The organism is Pseudoxanthomonas sp. P4_B2, from assembly GCF_056402315.1.
Map to the genome: position 1 here is coordinate 1 of NZ_JBFUHQ010000004.1, position 13,495 is coordinate 13,495.

General features: G+C 64.3%; 16 protein-coding genes and 1 other RNA gene. 4 read left to right on the forward strand and 13 right to left on the reverse strand.

All coding sequences use genetic code 11. From position 1 onward, the window contains the following. Window positions 1-281 precede the first annotated feature (281 nt). From AC1DTQ_RS11170 to thiE, 4 genes are all read right to left on the reverse strand, one after another. Window positions 282-1,406, reverse strand: coding sequence for a trans-sulfuration enzyme family protein (locus AC1DTQ_RS11170; RefSeq protein WP_477849693.1), 1,125 nt, complete (start codon window positions 1,404-1,406; stop codon window positions 282-284). Further along, the gene (locus AC1DTQ_RS11175; protein ID WP_477849694.1) at window positions 1,396-2,028 is read right to left on the reverse strand and encodes an HAD-IA family hydrolase; all 633 of its coding nucleotides are present in this window, start codon (window positions 2,026-2,028) and stop codon (window positions 1,396-1,398) included. The genes AC1DTQ_RS11170 and AC1DTQ_RS11175 overlap by 11 nt, the downstream gene beginning before the upstream one ends. Beyond that, window positions 2,025-3,317, reverse strand: a complete 1,293-nt coding sequence (gene hemL / locus AC1DTQ_RS11180; protein WP_477850064.1) for a glutamate-1-semialdehyde 2,1-aminomutase — start codon at window positions 3,315-3,317, stop codon at window positions 2,025-2,027. Before hemL ends, AC1DTQ_RS11175 begins: the two co-directional genes overlap by 4 nt. Window positions 3,318-3,479: 162 nt before the next feature. Continuing rightward, window positions 3,480-4,172, reverse strand: a complete 693-nt coding sequence (gene thiE, locus AC1DTQ_RS11185) for a thiamine phosphate synthase (RefSeq protein ID WP_477849695.1) — start codon at window positions 4,170-4,172, stop codon at window positions 3,480-3,482. A 67-nt stretch (window positions 4,173-4,239) separates the two neighbouring features. On the opposite strand from thiE, the gene AC1DTQ_RS11190 reads away from it, so the two are divergent. Continuing rightward, window positions 4,240-4,431, forward strand: coding sequence for a rubredoxin (locus tag AC1DTQ_RS11190; protein WP_477849696.1), 192 nt, complete (start codon window positions 4,240-4,242; stop codon window positions 4,429-4,431). Window positions 4,432-4,535: 104 nt separating this feature from the next. On the opposite strand, the gene AC1DTQ_RS11195 is transcribed toward AC1DTQ_RS11190, so the two are convergent. From AC1DTQ_RS11195 to AC1DTQ_RS11205, 3 genes are all read right to left on the reverse strand, one after another. Continuing rightward, the gene (locus tag AC1DTQ_RS11195) at window positions 4,536-5,381 is read right to left on the reverse strand and encodes a SirB1 family protein (RefSeq protein ID WP_310095532.1); all 846 of its coding nucleotides are present in this window, start codon (window positions 5,379-5,381) and stop codon (window positions 4,536-4,538) included. A gap of 140 nt (window positions 5,382-5,521) precedes the next feature. Then, entirely contained in the window at window positions 5,522-5,968 is a 447-nt protein-coding gene (locus tag AC1DTQ_RS11200; protein ID WP_477849699.1) for a DUF192 domain-containing protein, read from the reverse strand. Window positions 5,969-6,065: 97 nt separating this feature from the next. Further along, on the reverse strand, window positions 6,066-6,512 hold the full coding sequence (locus tag AC1DTQ_RS11205) for a hypothetical protein (RefSeq protein WP_477849700.1): 447 nt from the start codon (window positions 6,510-6,512) through the stop codon (window positions 6,066-6,068). A 187-nt stretch (window positions 6,513-6,699) separates the two neighbouring features. Here AC1DTQ_RS11205 and AC1DTQ_RS11210 point away from each other — a divergent pair, with 187 nt between their 5' ends. Continuing rightward, window positions 6,700-7,086, forward strand: a complete 387-nt coding sequence (locus AC1DTQ_RS11210; protein ID WP_477849701.1) for a hypothetical protein — start codon at window positions 6,700-6,702, stop codon at window positions 7,084-7,086. A 46-nt stretch (window positions 7,087-7,132) separates the two neighbouring features. Here the strand turns inward: AC1DTQ_RS11210 and rpiA are convergent, their stop codons facing one another. The 5 genes from rpiA to AC1DTQ_RS11235 form a co-directional block, all read right to left on the reverse strand. Beyond that, on the reverse strand, window positions 7,133-7,786 hold the full coding sequence (gene rpiA / locus AC1DTQ_RS11215) for a ribose-5-phosphate isomerase RpiA (protein WP_477849702.1): 654 nt from the start codon (window positions 7,784-7,786) through the stop codon (window positions 7,133-7,135). A gap of 22 nt (window positions 7,787-7,808) precedes the next feature. After that, window positions 7,809-8,276, reverse strand: a complete 468-nt coding sequence (locus tag AC1DTQ_RS11220) for an EVE domain-containing protein (protein ID WP_477849703.1) — start codon at window positions 8,274-8,276, stop codon at window positions 7,809-7,811. Beyond that, window positions 8,269-8,886, reverse strand: coding sequence for a 5-formyltetrahydrofolate cyclo-ligase (locus AC1DTQ_RS11225; protein ID WP_477849704.1), 618 nt, complete (start codon window positions 8,884-8,886; stop codon window positions 8,269-8,271). Before AC1DTQ_RS11225 ends, AC1DTQ_RS11220 begins: the two co-directional genes overlap by 8 nt. Before the next feature lie 216 nt (window positions 8,887-9,102). After that, window positions 9,103-9,287: non-coding RNA, 6S RNA (ssrS, locus tag AC1DTQ_RS11230), on the reverse strand. A gap of 123 nt (window positions 9,288-9,410) precedes the next feature. Further along, window positions 9,411-10,349 (reverse strand): phosphoribosylaminoimidazolesuccinocarboxamide synthase, encoded by a 939-nt coding sequence (locus tag AC1DTQ_RS11235; protein ID WP_477849705.1) that lies wholly within the window; start codon window positions 10,347-10,349, stop codon window positions 9,411-9,413. Between the two features lie 102 nt (window positions 10,350-10,451). Here AC1DTQ_RS11235 and AC1DTQ_RS11240 point away from each other — a divergent pair, with 102 nt between their 5' ends. Together AC1DTQ_RS11240 and rpe are read left to right on the forward strand one after the other, a co-directional pair. Beyond that, a complete protein-coding gene (locus AC1DTQ_RS11240) occupies window positions 10,452-10,784 on the forward strand; it encodes a J domain-containing protein (RefSeq protein ID WP_310095549.1) in 333 nt (110 codons plus the stop codon). Between the two features lie 45 nt (window positions 10,785-10,829). Continuing rightward, complete coding sequence (gene rpe, locus AC1DTQ_RS11245; RefSeq protein WP_477849707.1) at window positions 10,830-11,504, forward strand: ribulose-phosphate 3-epimerase; 675 nt, start codon at window positions 10,830-10,832, stop codon at window positions 11,502-11,504. A gap of 144 nt (window positions 11,505-11,648) precedes the next feature. On the opposite strand, the gene AC1DTQ_RS11250 is transcribed toward rpe, so the two are convergent. Then, window positions 11,649-13,406 (reverse strand): hypothetical protein, encoded by a 1,758-nt coding sequence (locus tag AC1DTQ_RS11250; protein ID WP_477849708.1) that lies wholly within the window; start codon window positions 13,404-13,406, stop codon window positions 11,649-11,651. Between the last annotated feature and the right edge of the window lie 89 nt (window positions 13,407-13,495).

Genomic DNA, 13,495 nt, shown 5'->3' on the forward strand with positions numbered 1-13,495 from the left:
GACGTCGAAGTTGCTGACGGTTTAGCACGCTTGCGTTCGGCTTTGTCGAGTTTCGCGAAGAAGATTCCGTCGACCTGAAGCCCCTCTCCAGCTAAAGCCCCTCTCCTGCGGCGCCCGAAGGGTGTGCAAGGCTGAGAGGGGTTGGGGTGAGGGTGCGGCGAAGTCCAAATAGTTCACCATCATGGACTTCGCCGTACCCTCATCCGGCGCTGCGGGCACCCCGTATCAAGTACGGGGCAGGCTCTTCTCCCGAGGGGAGAAGGGTTAAGACAGCGCGCTCTTCAAGCCTCTTGCAAAGCTTGCCGCAGATCCTCAATCAGATCATCCACATGCTCCAACCCCACCGACATGCGCAGCAAGTTCTGCGGTGTGGTCGTATGCGGACCTTCGACCGAACCGCGGTGCTCCACCAGCGACTCGCAGCCGCCTAGCGAAGTCGCGTTGCTGAAGAGTCGCAACCCGCCGGCCACGGCCAGCGCCGCGTCGCGGCCACCGCGGAACTGCACGCTGAGCATGCCGCCGAAATCGCGCATCTGCCGCGCCGCAACCTCGTGTCCCGGATGCGAAGGCAGACCCGGATAGTTCACCCGTTCCACCTGCGGTTGTGCTGACAGGAATTCGGCGATCTTGCGCGCGTTGGCGCAGTGCATGGCCATGCGCGCCGGCAGCGAACGACAGCCGCGCAGCGTGAGCCAGGCGCTGAACGGAGCCAGCACCGCGCCGGTGATATGCAGGCGGCGGGCGACGTGCTTGCAGACGTCATCATTGCGCTTGAACGCCAGCGCGCCACCCAGCACGTCGCTGTGGCCGCCGAAGTATTTGGTGGTGGAATGCATGACGATGTCCGCGCCCAGCGCCAGCGGCTGCTGCAGGACCGGCGACGCGAAGGTGTTGTCGCAGACCAGCAGCGCGCCGTGTTCGTGCGCAAGCGCGGCGAGGGCGGCGACGTCGGTGACCTTCATCAGCGGATTGGAAGGCGTCTCCGCCCAGATAAGATCCACGCCGTTGGCGCAGGCGCTGCGCACAGCCGCCAGATCGGCCATATCCAGGCGCTGCACCGCGATGCCGCGTTCGGGCAGGAATTCCGTCGCCAACATGCGCACGCCGGAATAACAGTCGTCCGGGAGCAGAATCCGCGTGCCGGACGGCAGCGATTCCAGCAGCGTAGTGACCGCGGCCATGCCCGATGCGAAGGTGAGCGCGGTTTCGCCGCCTTCCAGGGCCGCGATCGCTGCGCGCAGACGCTCGTTGGTCGGGTTGCTCTCGCGCTGGTATTCGTAACCCGCGACACGTTCGCCCGTAGGCCCATGCTTGAAGGTGGTGGCCAGGTGGATCGGCGGCGTCAACGCGCCGGTTTCGCGGTCGCTTTCGCCGCCGGCGTGGATGGCGAGGGTTTCAAGGCGCATCGGGTCGATCCTCCAGGAGGCCGCGCTGGAACAATTCCGCGCGCAGCAGGGTGTCGTTGAGATAGTGGTGCGCGGAAAGCCCGGCGGCGCGCGCGCCCTCCGGGTTCTCGGGCTTGTCGTCGATGAAGAAGCAAGCCTCGGGCGGCGTCTCCAGCGCTTCCAGGCAACGCAGGAACACCTTGGGGTCGGGCTTGCCGAGTTTGAACTGCGCCGAGCAGAACACGCGTTGCTCGAACAGCGGAAACAGAGGCGGGCAAATGGCGGGCAGGTTGTCCCGCAACAGCAGGTTGTTGTTGGTCAGGATGGCGACGCGCGCCTTCCGTGCCACCCGCTGGGCCAACGCCAGCACGTTTGCGTTGACGGTCATCGCCGCCGCGCGCGCTGCGATCAGATCCGCTGGATTAACCGGAGACCCCAGTCTTTTCGCCAGTTCGTCCGCGTGGCCCTGAGCATCGTGGACACCCAGATCGGCTTCCAGTTCCAGGCCGGACTCGAACAAGGCCCGCGAGATCGCGCGTTGGCTGCTGCGAGTGCGTTCGGCCAGCACGCGCAGCCGCGGTGCATGATCGTAGTGCGCCAGTACGCCGTCCAGGTCGAACAGAACCAGCGCCGGCACACTCATCCGGCGGCGACTACCTGGAAGGCTTCGCGCGCTGCCACGAGGGTCTGCGCGATGATCGCTGGGTCGTGCGCGCTGGACATGAATCCGGCTTCGTACGCCGAAGGCGCCAGATAAACGCCGCGTTCCAGCATGGCGTGGAAGAAGCGGTTGAACGCGGCTGTGTCGCAGGCGATGGCCTGCGCATAGGTATCCACTTTCTCGGTGGTGAAGAACAGGCCGAACATGCCACCGACGCGGTTGGTGGTGACGGCGACACCGGCTTCCCGCGCGGCCGCTTCCAGTCCATCGCACAGCGCGTGGGTGGCCGCACTCAATTGGTCGTGGAATCCCGGCGCCTGCACCAGTTCCAGCATCGCCAAGCCCGCCGCCATCGCCACCGGATTGCCGCTGAGCGTGCCGGCCTGGTAGATCGGTCCGCTGGGCGCGATCTGCGTCATCAGATCGCGACGTCCGCCGTAAGCGCCCACCGGCATGCCGCCGCCGATGATCTTGCCGAAGGTGGTGAGATCGGGCGTGATGCCATAAAGCGCCTGCGCGCCGCCGAGCGCGACACGGAAACCGGTCATCACTTCGTCGAAGATCAACAACGCGCCGTGCTTGCTGCACAGCTCGCGCAAGTGCTGCAGATAGCCTTCGCGCGGCGGCAGGCAGTTGGCGTTGCCGACCACCGGTTCCACGATCACGCAGGCGATTTCGCCGCCCAGCGAGTCTAACAATTCGGTGGCGCCATCGAAATCGTTGTAGCTCAACGTCAAAGTCAGGTCGGCCAATGCTTTGGGCACGCCGGGCGAAGTGGGCACGCCCAGCGTCAACATGCCGGAGCCGGCCTTGACCAGGAACGAATCGCCATGGCCGTGGTAGCAGCCTTCGAACTTGACGATGCGCATGCGGCCGGTCGCGCCGCGGGCCAGGCGGATCGCCGACAGCGTGGCCTCGGTGCCGGAATTGACCATGCGCACCATTTCGCAGGACGGCACCAGCCGGGTGAGCGTTTCAGCCATGGTCACCTCGGCCGGGCAGGGCGCGCCGAACGACAGGCCGTCCTGGATCGCGCGCTGGACGGCGTCGCGTACCTGCAGGTGGTTGTGGCCGACGACCATTGGACCCCATGAGCCGACATAGTCGATGTAGCGGTTGCCGTCCACGTCGAACAGATAGGGGCCGTCCGCGCGCTGCACGAAAAACGGTTCGCCGCCCACCGACTTGAAGGCGCGCACCGGCGAATTGACGCCGCCGGGCAGCAGTTCCTGGGCGCGGGTGAACAGAGCGTGGGATTTTTCGTGGTTCATGGCGTTCTTTGTCTGGGACTGCGTGGCGGGGTTCATGGAGCGATGTTTTGTTCTTATGACTTGTAGATCCGAGCTTGCTCGGATGCTCTTGATTTTCGCGAAAAGCATCCGAGCAAGCTCGGATCTACAAAAGCGGGAAGCGTCGCGGCGGGCCGCTCGCTTCTACGAAAAACATCGACGGTAGGCCTGCACGGCGGCTGCGGGGTCCAGTGCGTCGTAGACGCCGGAAATCACCGCCACCAGGTCCGCTCCGGCTTCGATCAGCGAACATGCATTGTCCGGGGTAATGCCGCCTATCGCCACCCGCGGCACGCCCAGCGAGGCGGCTTGCGACAGTAGATCCAGTGTGGCCTGACGTGTACCGGTCTTGCTGCGAGTGGGAAAGAAGGCGCCGAAAGCCACATAGTCCGCGCCCGCCGCGACTGCGGCTTCGGCCAATTCGAAACGGTCGTAACAGGAGGCGCCAATGATCGCCTCCGCGCCCAGCAGTGCGCGCGCGGCGGCGATATCACCGTCGTCTTCGCCCAGGTGCACGCCTGCCGAGCCGATCGCCTTGGCCAGGCGCACGTCGTCGTTGACGATCAGCGGCACGCCGGCCTGCCGGCACAGCGACTGCAATGCGGTCGCCTGCTCGTGCCGCAGTGCGTCGCCCGCGGTCTTGTTGCGGTATTGCAACCAGGTCGCGCCCGCCGCCAGCAGCGGCGCCGTTCGCGCCAGCAGGTTTGCGGTGTCGGCTTCGTCCGGCGTAATCAGATAAAGCCCCGTAACAGCAGGCCCCGTAACAGCAGACCCCGTAACAGCAGTAACAGCAGGCCCTGAGGGCGCGGGGCCGCGATGCGGCCAGCGGGAATTCATCGGCAAACTTCCGGTGCGGGGTGGGGAATGGGACAATAGGCGCCCGCTTCCCCGCCATTATCCTCCGATGACCGATTCCGACGACAGCCGTTACCAGACCTGGATGTGCGTCGTCTGCGGCTTCATCTACGACGAGGCTAAGGGTCTGCCGGAAGAAGGTCTGGCGCCCGGCACGCGCTGGAAGGACATTCCCGACACTTGGACCTGCCCGGATTGCGGCGTGACCAAGGACGATTTCGAGATGGTCGAAGTCGACTAAACAATCCCTGTAGGAGCGCCCCATGGGCGCGAACTCCTAGTAGCTGTTAACGCAGATCCGCACAAAAAGCTCGCGCCCATGGGGCGCTCCTACAAAAAAGCGGGTCAGTGCATGCGTGATTTGCTGGTGTTCAGTTCCACCAGGCGCTCGCGCAGGGCGTGCGCGTCGGCCGCTTCCGGCGCCACGTGCAGGTAACGCGCAAGATCGTGCCGCGCGCCCTGTTTGTAGTCCATCTTCAGATAGGCCAGCCCGCGGTCGCGCAAGGCTTCCGGTTGTTCCGGCGACAGCTTGAGTACGCGGTCCGCGCTGCGCGCGGCGCGATCCCATTCGTCGCGTTCGGCGTACACGCCATGCAGGTTGCGCAGCATGCGGATCAGGATGGCGCGGTGCGAAGCCGGGTCCAGGATATGCATCAGCGCGTTGTCGTCGGGAATGTCGCCACCCAGATGCGGCTTGGCGCGTTCGCGCAGTTCGTCCGCGCCCAACGGGCGGCCGCCGTTGAACGGGTCCATCACCAGGATGCCGTCGTCCACCGGCAGGCGCACCAGGAAATGGCCGGGGAAGGACACGCCATCCAACGGCACGCCCAGGCGGCGCGCGACTTCGATCTGCACCATCGCCAATGAAATCGGATTGCCCAGCCGGCGCTCGAACACTTCGTTCAGATAGCTGTTGCGCGGGTCGTAATACTCGTCGTGATTGCCGGTATAGCCCAGTTCGTCGAACAGGTGCCGGTTGATGGCCGCCATCTTCAGCGGCCAGGCGTCGATGGCCTCGATCTCCGGCCGCAGGTGCTCGGCGTGGCTTTGCGCCAAGGTGTCGTAGAGGTCGGCGTCGAGGTTGGGGTATTCGTCGCGCGCGATCAGCAGCGCGGTTTCCAGCAGGGGCACGGTATCGTCAGCCTGCGCCGCCAGCGAACTCCAGTCCGGCAATGTCAGTCGTACCCCCATGGCCCAAGATTGGGGTTAATCGCCGCGACAATCAAGCCCTGGCGTGTGCCTTAGTGGGAGCGGCTTCCAGCCGCGAGCTCTTGCCTACTAGGTGTGAGCCAATCCGAGCAAAAGCTCGCGGCTGGAAGCCGCTCCCACCTTCACGGCAGCTTGGGAATATCGTCGCTGAATTTCAGCTCGGCACCGTTCTGCAGTTTCAGTTTCGCCGCTTCGCCCGCGTTCAGTTCCAGCACGTAGCGCGCCGGCGCGTTGCTGGGATACGGCGGGCAGGCGTTGCCCGCGGTGCACGGCGGCACGTCGCGTTGTTGCGCCACCAGCTTGCGCGCGTTGTCGAAGTACAGGATGTCCAACGGGATCTTGGTGTTCTTCATCCAGTACGCCTGCGGTTCTTCGCGGTCGTGCAGGAAGATCATGCCGGTACCGGCCGCCAGTTCATCGCGGAACATCAGCCCGCGGGCACGTTCGGCGTCGTCGTCGGCTATTTCGACCCGATAGCGCTGGCCGCCCAGCTCCACCCAACTACCTGCGCTCGCACAGCCGCTGAGCAAGGTCAAAAGCACGAGGAGGCTGGCGCGAAGAGAGGGCATGGAGGGGTTCCCGACGAAGATGCCGCACCTTCCGGCAAGCAGCCGATGGCGTCAAGAGGCCGGAGACTGGCATGGTTGCGCATCGTGCTGGGGTGATTCACCTCTCGCGTTGGCGGCCCGACAGGTATTGGGAGATGCGCGCGGCGACCTGGGCGTTATCGCGGTAGTACGCGGCGTTGTCGGCTAGGTCATGCCAGCGGCGCTGGTCGCGCGCCAATCGCAACAGCTGCCGGGTCATGCGCACCAGCGTGTGCGGTTCGGGCATGGCACTGTGGTCCACGCAGCATTCCAGTAGTTCCAGCAACAGTTCCAAGCGGTCCTGGCACAGCTCGGCTTCCTGTTTGGCGCTGCTGGAAAGCTTGTCCAACTGGGCATAAGGCAGCGGAGTGATACCGACATCGGCCACGCACGATTCCGCGCTGCCCTGCAGCAGGTGGATCAGGCGCTCGAGGCTGGTATGCGGATCGGCTGGGACGGCGGCGCCCGGCGGCGAGGCTTCTTCGGGCGCTTCCTCTTCCGGTTCACTCGGCAACGACAGGCTCATTGGCAATCTCTCCATGTCATGAAAACGATGCCGACCGGCCTCGCGATAAGGCGTTCCGGCAGCAAGGCGTTCGGCGTCCAATCCTTGTGGGACAGCCTTTGGAATCACTCTATGAACCACATAAGTTCATGTCAATGAACATTAATAGTGAATCAGGGGGTCCTGCGCGCCAGTAACTTCCCGGGTCATGAGCGACGAGCGTTACGAATTCTCCCAACGGTTGGTGGCGGCGATGCGGGCGCTCGGCTATGAGCCGCGTCCGGCTGTGCTGTTCCGTCTGTTCAATGCCAAGTACCGCGGCCGGTCGGTGAGTTTCCAGACCACCTCGCGCTGGTTGAAGGGCCGCTCCATGCCGGAGCAGGACAAGCTGCAGGTACTGGCGGATGTGTTCGGCGTGCCGCCGCATGTCCTGCGTTTCGGTGGCTCCCCAAAGAACAAGGTGGCCGAAACCCAAGCCAATTGGCCGGCGGGCGCGGGCGTCCGCGAGCGGCATGTGATCGAGGCGTTCCTGGCGCTTCCGCCCAAACGGCGCGAGCTGGTGGGCGAACTGGTGAAGGCCCTGTCCGCCGGTTGAGGCGTTGTCGGCGGGGCCCGCAAGCGCAGGCTTACCGCATCCGCGCTTACAGCAGCCGCGGCGGTTCACCGCCGATGATCACCACATCCGCCGGGCGACGCGCGAACAGTCCCACCGAGACCACCCCCGGAATCTGCGACAGTTCGCGTTCCATCGCCACCGGGTCGACGATCGACAATCCGTGCACGTCGATGATCGCGTTGCCGTTGTCGGTGACCACGCCGTCGCGCCAGACCGGCTGGCCGCCAGTGAGGGCCAGGATCTGGCGCGCGGCCAGGCTGCGCGCCATCGGGATCACTTCCACCGGCAGCGGGAACTTGCCCAGCACCGGCACCAGCTTGGCCGGGTCGATGATGCAGACGAACTTCTCGCTGGCCTCGGCGATGATCTTCTCGCGGGTCAGCGCCGCGCCGCCGCCCTTGATCAGGCGTTTGTGCGGATCGCATTCGTCGGCGCCGTCGACGTACAGGGCCAGGTCGCCGGTGTTGTTGAGTTCCATCACCTCGATGCCGTGCGCGCGCAAGCGTTCGGTGCTCTGGTCGGAACTGGAAACCGCGCCGGCGATACGGTGCTTGATCCTGGCCAGCGCATCGATGAAGAAAGCCACGGTGGAACCGGTGCCGACGCCGACGATCATGCCGTCTTCCACGTACTCGATGGCTTTTTCGGCGGCCAGGCGCTTTGCTTCGTTCTGCGACACGGGATTGGTTCCGGTGGTTGAGTTATTCGAGGGACAGCAGCAGCTTCCATTGCGCCGCGCTGACCGGCGATACCGACAGGCGCGAGCCGCGCTGGGTCAGCGCGAAGCCTTCGCCCAGCGCATCAGCGTGTTGCTTGATCTCTTCCAGCGGAATCGCGCGCTTGAGCTTGCGCTCGAAAGCGACATCGACCAGCGACCAGCGTGGTTCCTCGCGCGTGCTCTTGGCATCGAAATAGTCCGACTTGGGATCGAACTGGGTAGGGTCCGGATACGCCACGCTCGCCACCTTGGCGATGCCGACGATGGCGGGTATCGCGCAGCTGGAGTGGTAGAACAGCACGCCGTCGCCGACCTGCATCTGGCGCATGTGGTTGCGCGCCTGGTAGTTGCGCACGCCGTTCCAGGGTTCCACGCCCACCTTCTGCAGGTTGTCGATGGAGAAGGCGTCCGGTTCGGACTTCATCAGCCAATAGCGTTTGCGGCTACTCATGGGGCTTGTGCTCACGGGGCTCGTATTCACGGGGCTCGGACAGCAGGGTTTGGCTTTCGGTGCAGATCGCATCGGGCATTACGTCCCACGCTTCGGAAGCGAGCGTGTCGACCCGTTGCGCATCGAAGCCCACGCCCACCAGCCAGGGCGGCGGCATCGAGGCATTGCGGAACGCGAAACTGCGATCGTACCAGCCGCCCCCCATGCCGAGACGGCGGCCGGCGCCATCGAACCCGACCAGGGGCATGACCACCATCGACATGGCTTCGGGCGCGAGGGCGGAATCGGCTTCCACCTCCGGTTCCGGAATGCCGAAACGATTGGTCACCAGCGCGTCGCCCGGTCGCCACGGCGCGAAACGTAATTGGTTTTCGTGGTACAGCACGGGCAGGCAGTAGATCAGTTCACGTGGAAGGCGCAGTTGCCAGCTGTGCAGCGCGATCTCGCCGTCCATGGCCCAGTAGCCGGCGACGTAGCCGGATTCGGGCGCGAAAGCCAGGGACAGCAGGCGATTGGCCAGCGCGTCGGCCGCAGCGATACGTTGCGGCGCGGGAATGGCGCGACGCTGCGAGCGCAATCCGCTGCGCAGGCTGGCGCGGTCCGGAATCATTGGAAAAACCGCGCAGGAGATTTCATGTGCGGGATTCTAAGCCAAGCGGGCTAAGCCAAGCAGGGCCGAACGGCCGAATGGCGTGGCGGAAGGGTCGGCTAAGGGCGAGAACGGATAAGGGGGAGCGCGTCGCGTAGACGCGACGGGGAATTCCGGATCGAGCCCGATGAACAGGGCCGATGAATCGAGGCGCCGCTGCGAGCGCAGGAAAAAAATACATCCTCCGCCATGACGATGCTTGCGAAACGACCTTGAACCCGGGGTTCAAGTGGGAAGAGTTGGGGGCCTTCGGGCTTTCCGCTACAAGGCGGACTTGCGCTCCTGGCTTCCGTTCCCTTCCCGTGGTCGTATTTAAGGGACAAGGCGAATGTTTTGCACGCCGTCGTTCACAGCAGAGGATGTGGAGTCAGTATAGCGACGCCGACGGAAATTCAAAGTCCGTTCGTCGGTCGAAATTCATTCTGCAGTATGCATCGCTGTGATTCCGAATGTTCCACGCAAACATAATCCGGACGCACGGAGTTTCATTCCACCACGATACCGGCCAGTTTCTGCAGCGCTTCGGCGTATTTCGCGCGCGTGCGTTCAATCACTTCCGCCGGCAGCATTGGTCCGGGCGCGGTCTTATCCCAATCCAATGTCTCCAGATAGTCGCGCACGAACTGCTTGTCGTAGCTCGGCGGACTGGTGCCCACTTCGTATTCATCGGCCGGCCAATAGCGCGACGAATCGGGCGTCAGCATTTCGTCCATCACATACAGGCGGCCGTCGGCATCGGTGCCGAATTCGAACTTGGTGTCGGCCAGCAGGATGCCGCGTTGCGCGGCGTAGTCGGCGGCGAAGGTGTAGATGCGTAAGGTCGCATCGCGCACGCGTTCGGCCAGTTCGGGGCCCACGGCTTTGACCATGGTGTCGAAGTCGATATTCTCGTCGTGATCGCCCACCGCCGCTTTGGTCGAAGGCGTGAAGATCGGTTCCGGCAGCTTCTCCGCCTGGCGCAGACCATCGGGAAGGGCGATGCCGCTGACCGCGCCGGTGCGCTGATAGTCCTTCCAGCCGCTACCGATCAGGTAGCCGCGGGCGATGGCTTCCACCGGCACCGGCTTCAGGCGCTTGGTCACCACGCTGCGTTTGGCGTACAACGCCGGATCCACGCCTTCAGGCAACACCGAAGCCACCTCGATGCCGGTCAGGTGATTCGGCAGCAGGTGCGCAGTCTTCTCGAACCAGAAATTGGAGATCTGGCAGAGCATCTCGCCCTTGCCGGGAATAGGGTCGGGCAACACCACGTCGAACGCGCTCAGACGGTCGGTGGCCACCATCAACAGATAGTCCCCATTGATGCCGCCCGCCATCGCATCGGCAGGCAGACGCTCGCGCGGCAGGTCGAAGACGTCCCGTACCTTGCCGCGATGGCGCAGCGTCAGGCCGGGCAGATCGGATTGAAGCAGGGTAGTGGGCATGGAGCCTGGGTCCGCCGGATGAAAGGGAGCAGGCCGCCTAGTTTACGGCGCGCGGACGCTGCCGTGCCGTAAAATGCAGGCAATGAGGAAGCAAGGTCGCCGATGAACCGCTGGTACGGAAAACTATTGGGCCTGATCGCCGGCGCGCTGTTGTTCCGCCCGAATCCCGTTTTCGGTGCATTGATAGGCCTGATCATCGGTCATGCCTTCGACCAGGACTGGTTCAAACTGAGCCGCGACAACCCGTATCGCGTCTTCAATCTGACCAGCGAGGCCAGCGATGCGGAAATCGATCAGGCCTATCGCCGGCTGATTTCCCAGTACCACCCCGACAAGATGAGCGGCGCGGCCGACGACCTGCGCCGCCAGGCCGAGAAGAAGGCCGGTGAAATCAACGCCGCCTACGACCGCATCAGGAAGCTACGCAAGCGCTGACTTTCGATACCGGCCACCACACCGATCCATAACGGAACTCCCTCCATGTCCGACTGCATCATCGCCCCTTCCATCCTTTCGGCCGATTTCGCCCGCCTGGGCGAGGAAGTGGACAACGTATTGAAGGCCGGCGCCGACTGGGTGCACTTTGACGTGATGGACAATCACTACGTGCCCAACCTGACCATCGGCCCGCTGGTCTGCAGCGCGCTGCGCAAGCACGGCGTGACCGCGCCGATCGACGTGCACCTGATGGTGAAGCCGGTGGATCGCATCGTTCCCGATTTCGCCGAAGCAGGCGCCACCCTGATCAGCTTCCATCCGGAAGCCAGCAACCACGTGCACCGCACCATTCAATTGATCAAATCGCACGGTTGCAAGGCCGGACTGGTGCTGAATCCGGCTACGCCGGTCGACGCGCTGGACTGGGTGTTGGAAGACCTGGACATGGTGCTGTTGATGTCGGTGAACCCCGGCTTCGGCGGCCAGGCTTTCATTCCCTCGGCGCTGGACAAGCTGCGCGCGGTACGCAAGAAAATCGATGCGAGCGGGAAAGCCATCCGCCTGGAAATCGACGGCGGGGTGAAGGCCGACAACATCGGCGAAATCGCCGCAGCCGGCGCGGATACTTTCGTGGCCGGCTCGGCGATCTTCAATGCGCCGGACTACGGGCAGGTGATCGCGAAGATGCGTGAGGCCGTGGTTGCGGCCAAAAGATAAGGGCGTCCGCTTTCGCGAACGCCCCAAGAATTAATTGGAGGCTTATCCTGCCTCCGCCAGTCGTCCCTGCTATGGACTTTGATGCTAGGCGCTGGATGTGACGCGATCGTTACACTCGCTGAGGTGGCAGGTGTCCTCAGGAAGTCAGCTGTTGCGTCGAGGAATCGCTGACGTAATTCGGGATTCGCATGTCGCGAAAACCCCTGTTTTCGGCCCTGACGCTTGTCGCGTCCAGCCCTGCCAATAGGCGCTTCGGCCACGGCGTACCGCCATGCCGACAACTTTGCCTGCCTCGCCGACCAGCACCAGCCGCGGACATGCGGACGTTTCCAGTTCAAATGCAACCGCATAGCCCGGCGAACCCAAGCGATTGGCCACGGGCGCGAGCTGCAGATTTTCCACCCCTACCGCATGCGCGTCGGCGGGCAGGGATTGGCCCATCGCGCGGGCCTCGGGCCAGGCGAACATGGCCGTGCCCGATCGCCGCAACAGGGGCAGCGCGGTGACGATTTCGGAGGCAACGTTCTCGCCCAGCTCCGCGTTCTCGCCGATCACACCCACCGCGGCGCCTACCGCGTTGAGTTCCGCCAGCGATTGGGTGCGATATGCCAGCATCGCCATCCACGCTTGGCTGGGCGCCAGCAGCACAGCTGCCAACAAGGTCCACACCGCACAATAGACGGGCTTGGAAGGTCGCCAACGCAGCACGGTCGTCATCGCCAGACCGCTCCAGAACAGGCTGGACCAGGGCACATAGCGTGGCGCGACCAGCTGTTGCGGATACTGGACGAAGTAGCCGGAGCGCGAGACACAGACCAGCACGCCCACCGTCAGCGCGAACCACGCGATGCCCAACGCTACCCGTTCCATGCGCAGAGCTTGCGGTCGGCGCCATGTCGCATGACTCGATTGCAGCAGCCAGAACGCACCGCCGATTCCTAGCAATGCATTCGGCCAGACCGCCGTGTGCGCCGGCCCGAAAAGGCCCTCGAATCCCCTGGCCAGAAACAGGCACGCGTCCCGCGCACTCGCCACCGGAATTTGCGCGGCGGCATTGCTGTCCAGCAGCGGCCAGGCCGCGTACACGAAAGGAGCCGACAACCAGCGCAACAGTTGTGGGACCAATTGGAAGGATGGGCCGCCGCCGGCATTACCCAGACCTGTATTGCCGAGCGAAAGATGCAGCGCCGCGGCCACGACCGCACCTGCGGCGACCGCACCGACGCTTGACCAGGGCGCGCGCCGCAACAGCAGCACCATGACGTAGCCAGCGAAGCACGCAATGCCGCTACCGAAGGAAAACGCGGCCACCGTTCCCAGCAGCACCACTATCGCCAGCCGTTTCGGCGAGACGTCGGCGGACCGGTCCGACAGCAGCCAGCAGCCCAGCGCCAGGCACAGCGTCACCAGGTAGACATGCACCGATTCGTTGCCATGGGCCAGCGACCTTTCATTGCCCAGCCAGAAAATACCGACCACGGCGAAGAGCAGGGCCGCCGCCTTGGTCGCGGCGCCGACCGGTTCGCGACGGATCCCCCACGCCAGCGCCGCTCCCGTGGCGCTGGCCAGAGCCGCACCGACCGTGATCTGCAGCCACTGATTGGCTTGCAACCAATTCAGTTCCAGCACGCGCACCAAGTTGGGGAAGAGTTCGCGGTGCCCGTTGTCCGCTTCCAGCACGTTCCAGGGCCAGGGGGTGGTCAGGAAATGGGCAATGAACCGCCACGGATCGGCGTACAGCACCTTGGGCGACAGGACGAACATGGCCGCCAGTCCGGCAACGGCAAAGGCGGCGGCGACCAGCAAAAGCAGTGCGACCAGCCATCGCTGGCCAGCGGGTATCGGAAAAGAGGCGGCATTCATGCCGTGGGCGATCTCAAGGTCCTGGCGGTCCGGCATCATAAAGGAGCGCCTGCAGTGCGGCCGGCGGGTGCGCGCGCAGGCGCTTTCACGCTAAAGTAGCCGCGTGATCACGCAGACGCTCTCCCGCG

Excerpts from the sequence above, each read along its gene's own strand:
- hemL (WP_477850064.1), bottom strand. The coding sequence starts at position 3,317 with ATGAACCACGAAAAATCCCACGCTCTGTTCACCCGCGCCCAGGAACTG.
- AC1DTQ_RS11235 (WP_477849705.1), bottom strand. The coding sequence starts at position 10,349 with ATGCCCACTACCCTGCTTCAATCCGATCTGCCCGGCCTGACGCTGCGC.
- AC1DTQ_RS11190 (WP_477849696.1), top strand. The coding sequence starts at position 4,240 with ATGACCGATTCCGACGACAGCCGTTACCAGACCTGGATGTGCGTCGTC.
- AC1DTQ_RS11220 (WP_477849703.1), bottom strand. The coding sequence starts at position 8,276 with ATGAGTAGCCGCAAACGCTATTGGCTGATGAAGTCCGAACCGGACGCC.
- AC1DTQ_RS11225 (WP_477849704.1), bottom strand. The coding sequence starts at position 8,886 with ATGATTCCGGACCGCGCCAGCCTGCGCAGCGGATTGCGCTCGCAGCGT.
- AC1DTQ_RS11250 (WP_477849708.1), bottom strand. The coding sequence starts at position 13,406 with ATGATGCCGGACCGCCAGGACCTTGAGATCGCCCACGGCATGAATGCC.
- AC1DTQ_RS11205 (WP_477849700.1), bottom strand. The coding sequence starts at position 6,512 with ATGAGCCTGTCGTTGCCGAGTGAACCGGAAGAGGAAGCGCCCGAAGAA.
- AC1DTQ_RS11175 (WP_477849694.1), bottom strand. The coding sequence starts at position 2,028 with ATGAGTGTGCCGGCGCTGGTTCTGTTCGACCTGGACGGCGTACTGGCG.
- AC1DTQ_RS11195 (WP_310095532.1), bottom strand. The coding sequence starts at position 5,381 with ATGGGGGTACGACTGACATTGCCGGACTGGAGTTCGCTGGCGGCGCAG.
- AC1DTQ_RS11200 (WP_477849699.1), bottom strand. The coding sequence starts at position 5,968 with ATGCCCTCTCTTCGCGCCAGCCTCCTCGTGCTTTTGACCTTGCTCAGC.
- AC1DTQ_RS11210 (WP_477849701.1), top strand. The coding sequence starts at position 6,700 with ATGAGCGACGAGCGTTACGAATTCTCCCAACGGTTGGTGGCGGCGATG.
- rpe (WP_477849707.1), top strand. The coding sequence starts at position 10,830 with ATGTCCGACTGCATCATCGCCCCTTCCATCCTTTCGGCCGATTTCGCC.
- AC1DTQ_RS11240 (WP_310095549.1), top strand. The coding sequence starts at position 10,452 with ATGAACCGCTGGTACGGAAAACTATTGGGCCTGATCGCCGGCGCGCTG.
- thiE (WP_477849695.1), bottom strand. The coding sequence starts at position 4,172 with ATGAATTCCCGCTGGCCGCATCGCGGCCCCGCGCCCTCAGGGCCTGCT.
- AC1DTQ_RS11170 (WP_477849693.1), bottom strand. The coding sequence starts at position 1,406 with ATGCGCCTTGAAACCCTCGCCATCCACGCCGGCGGCGAAAGCGACCGC.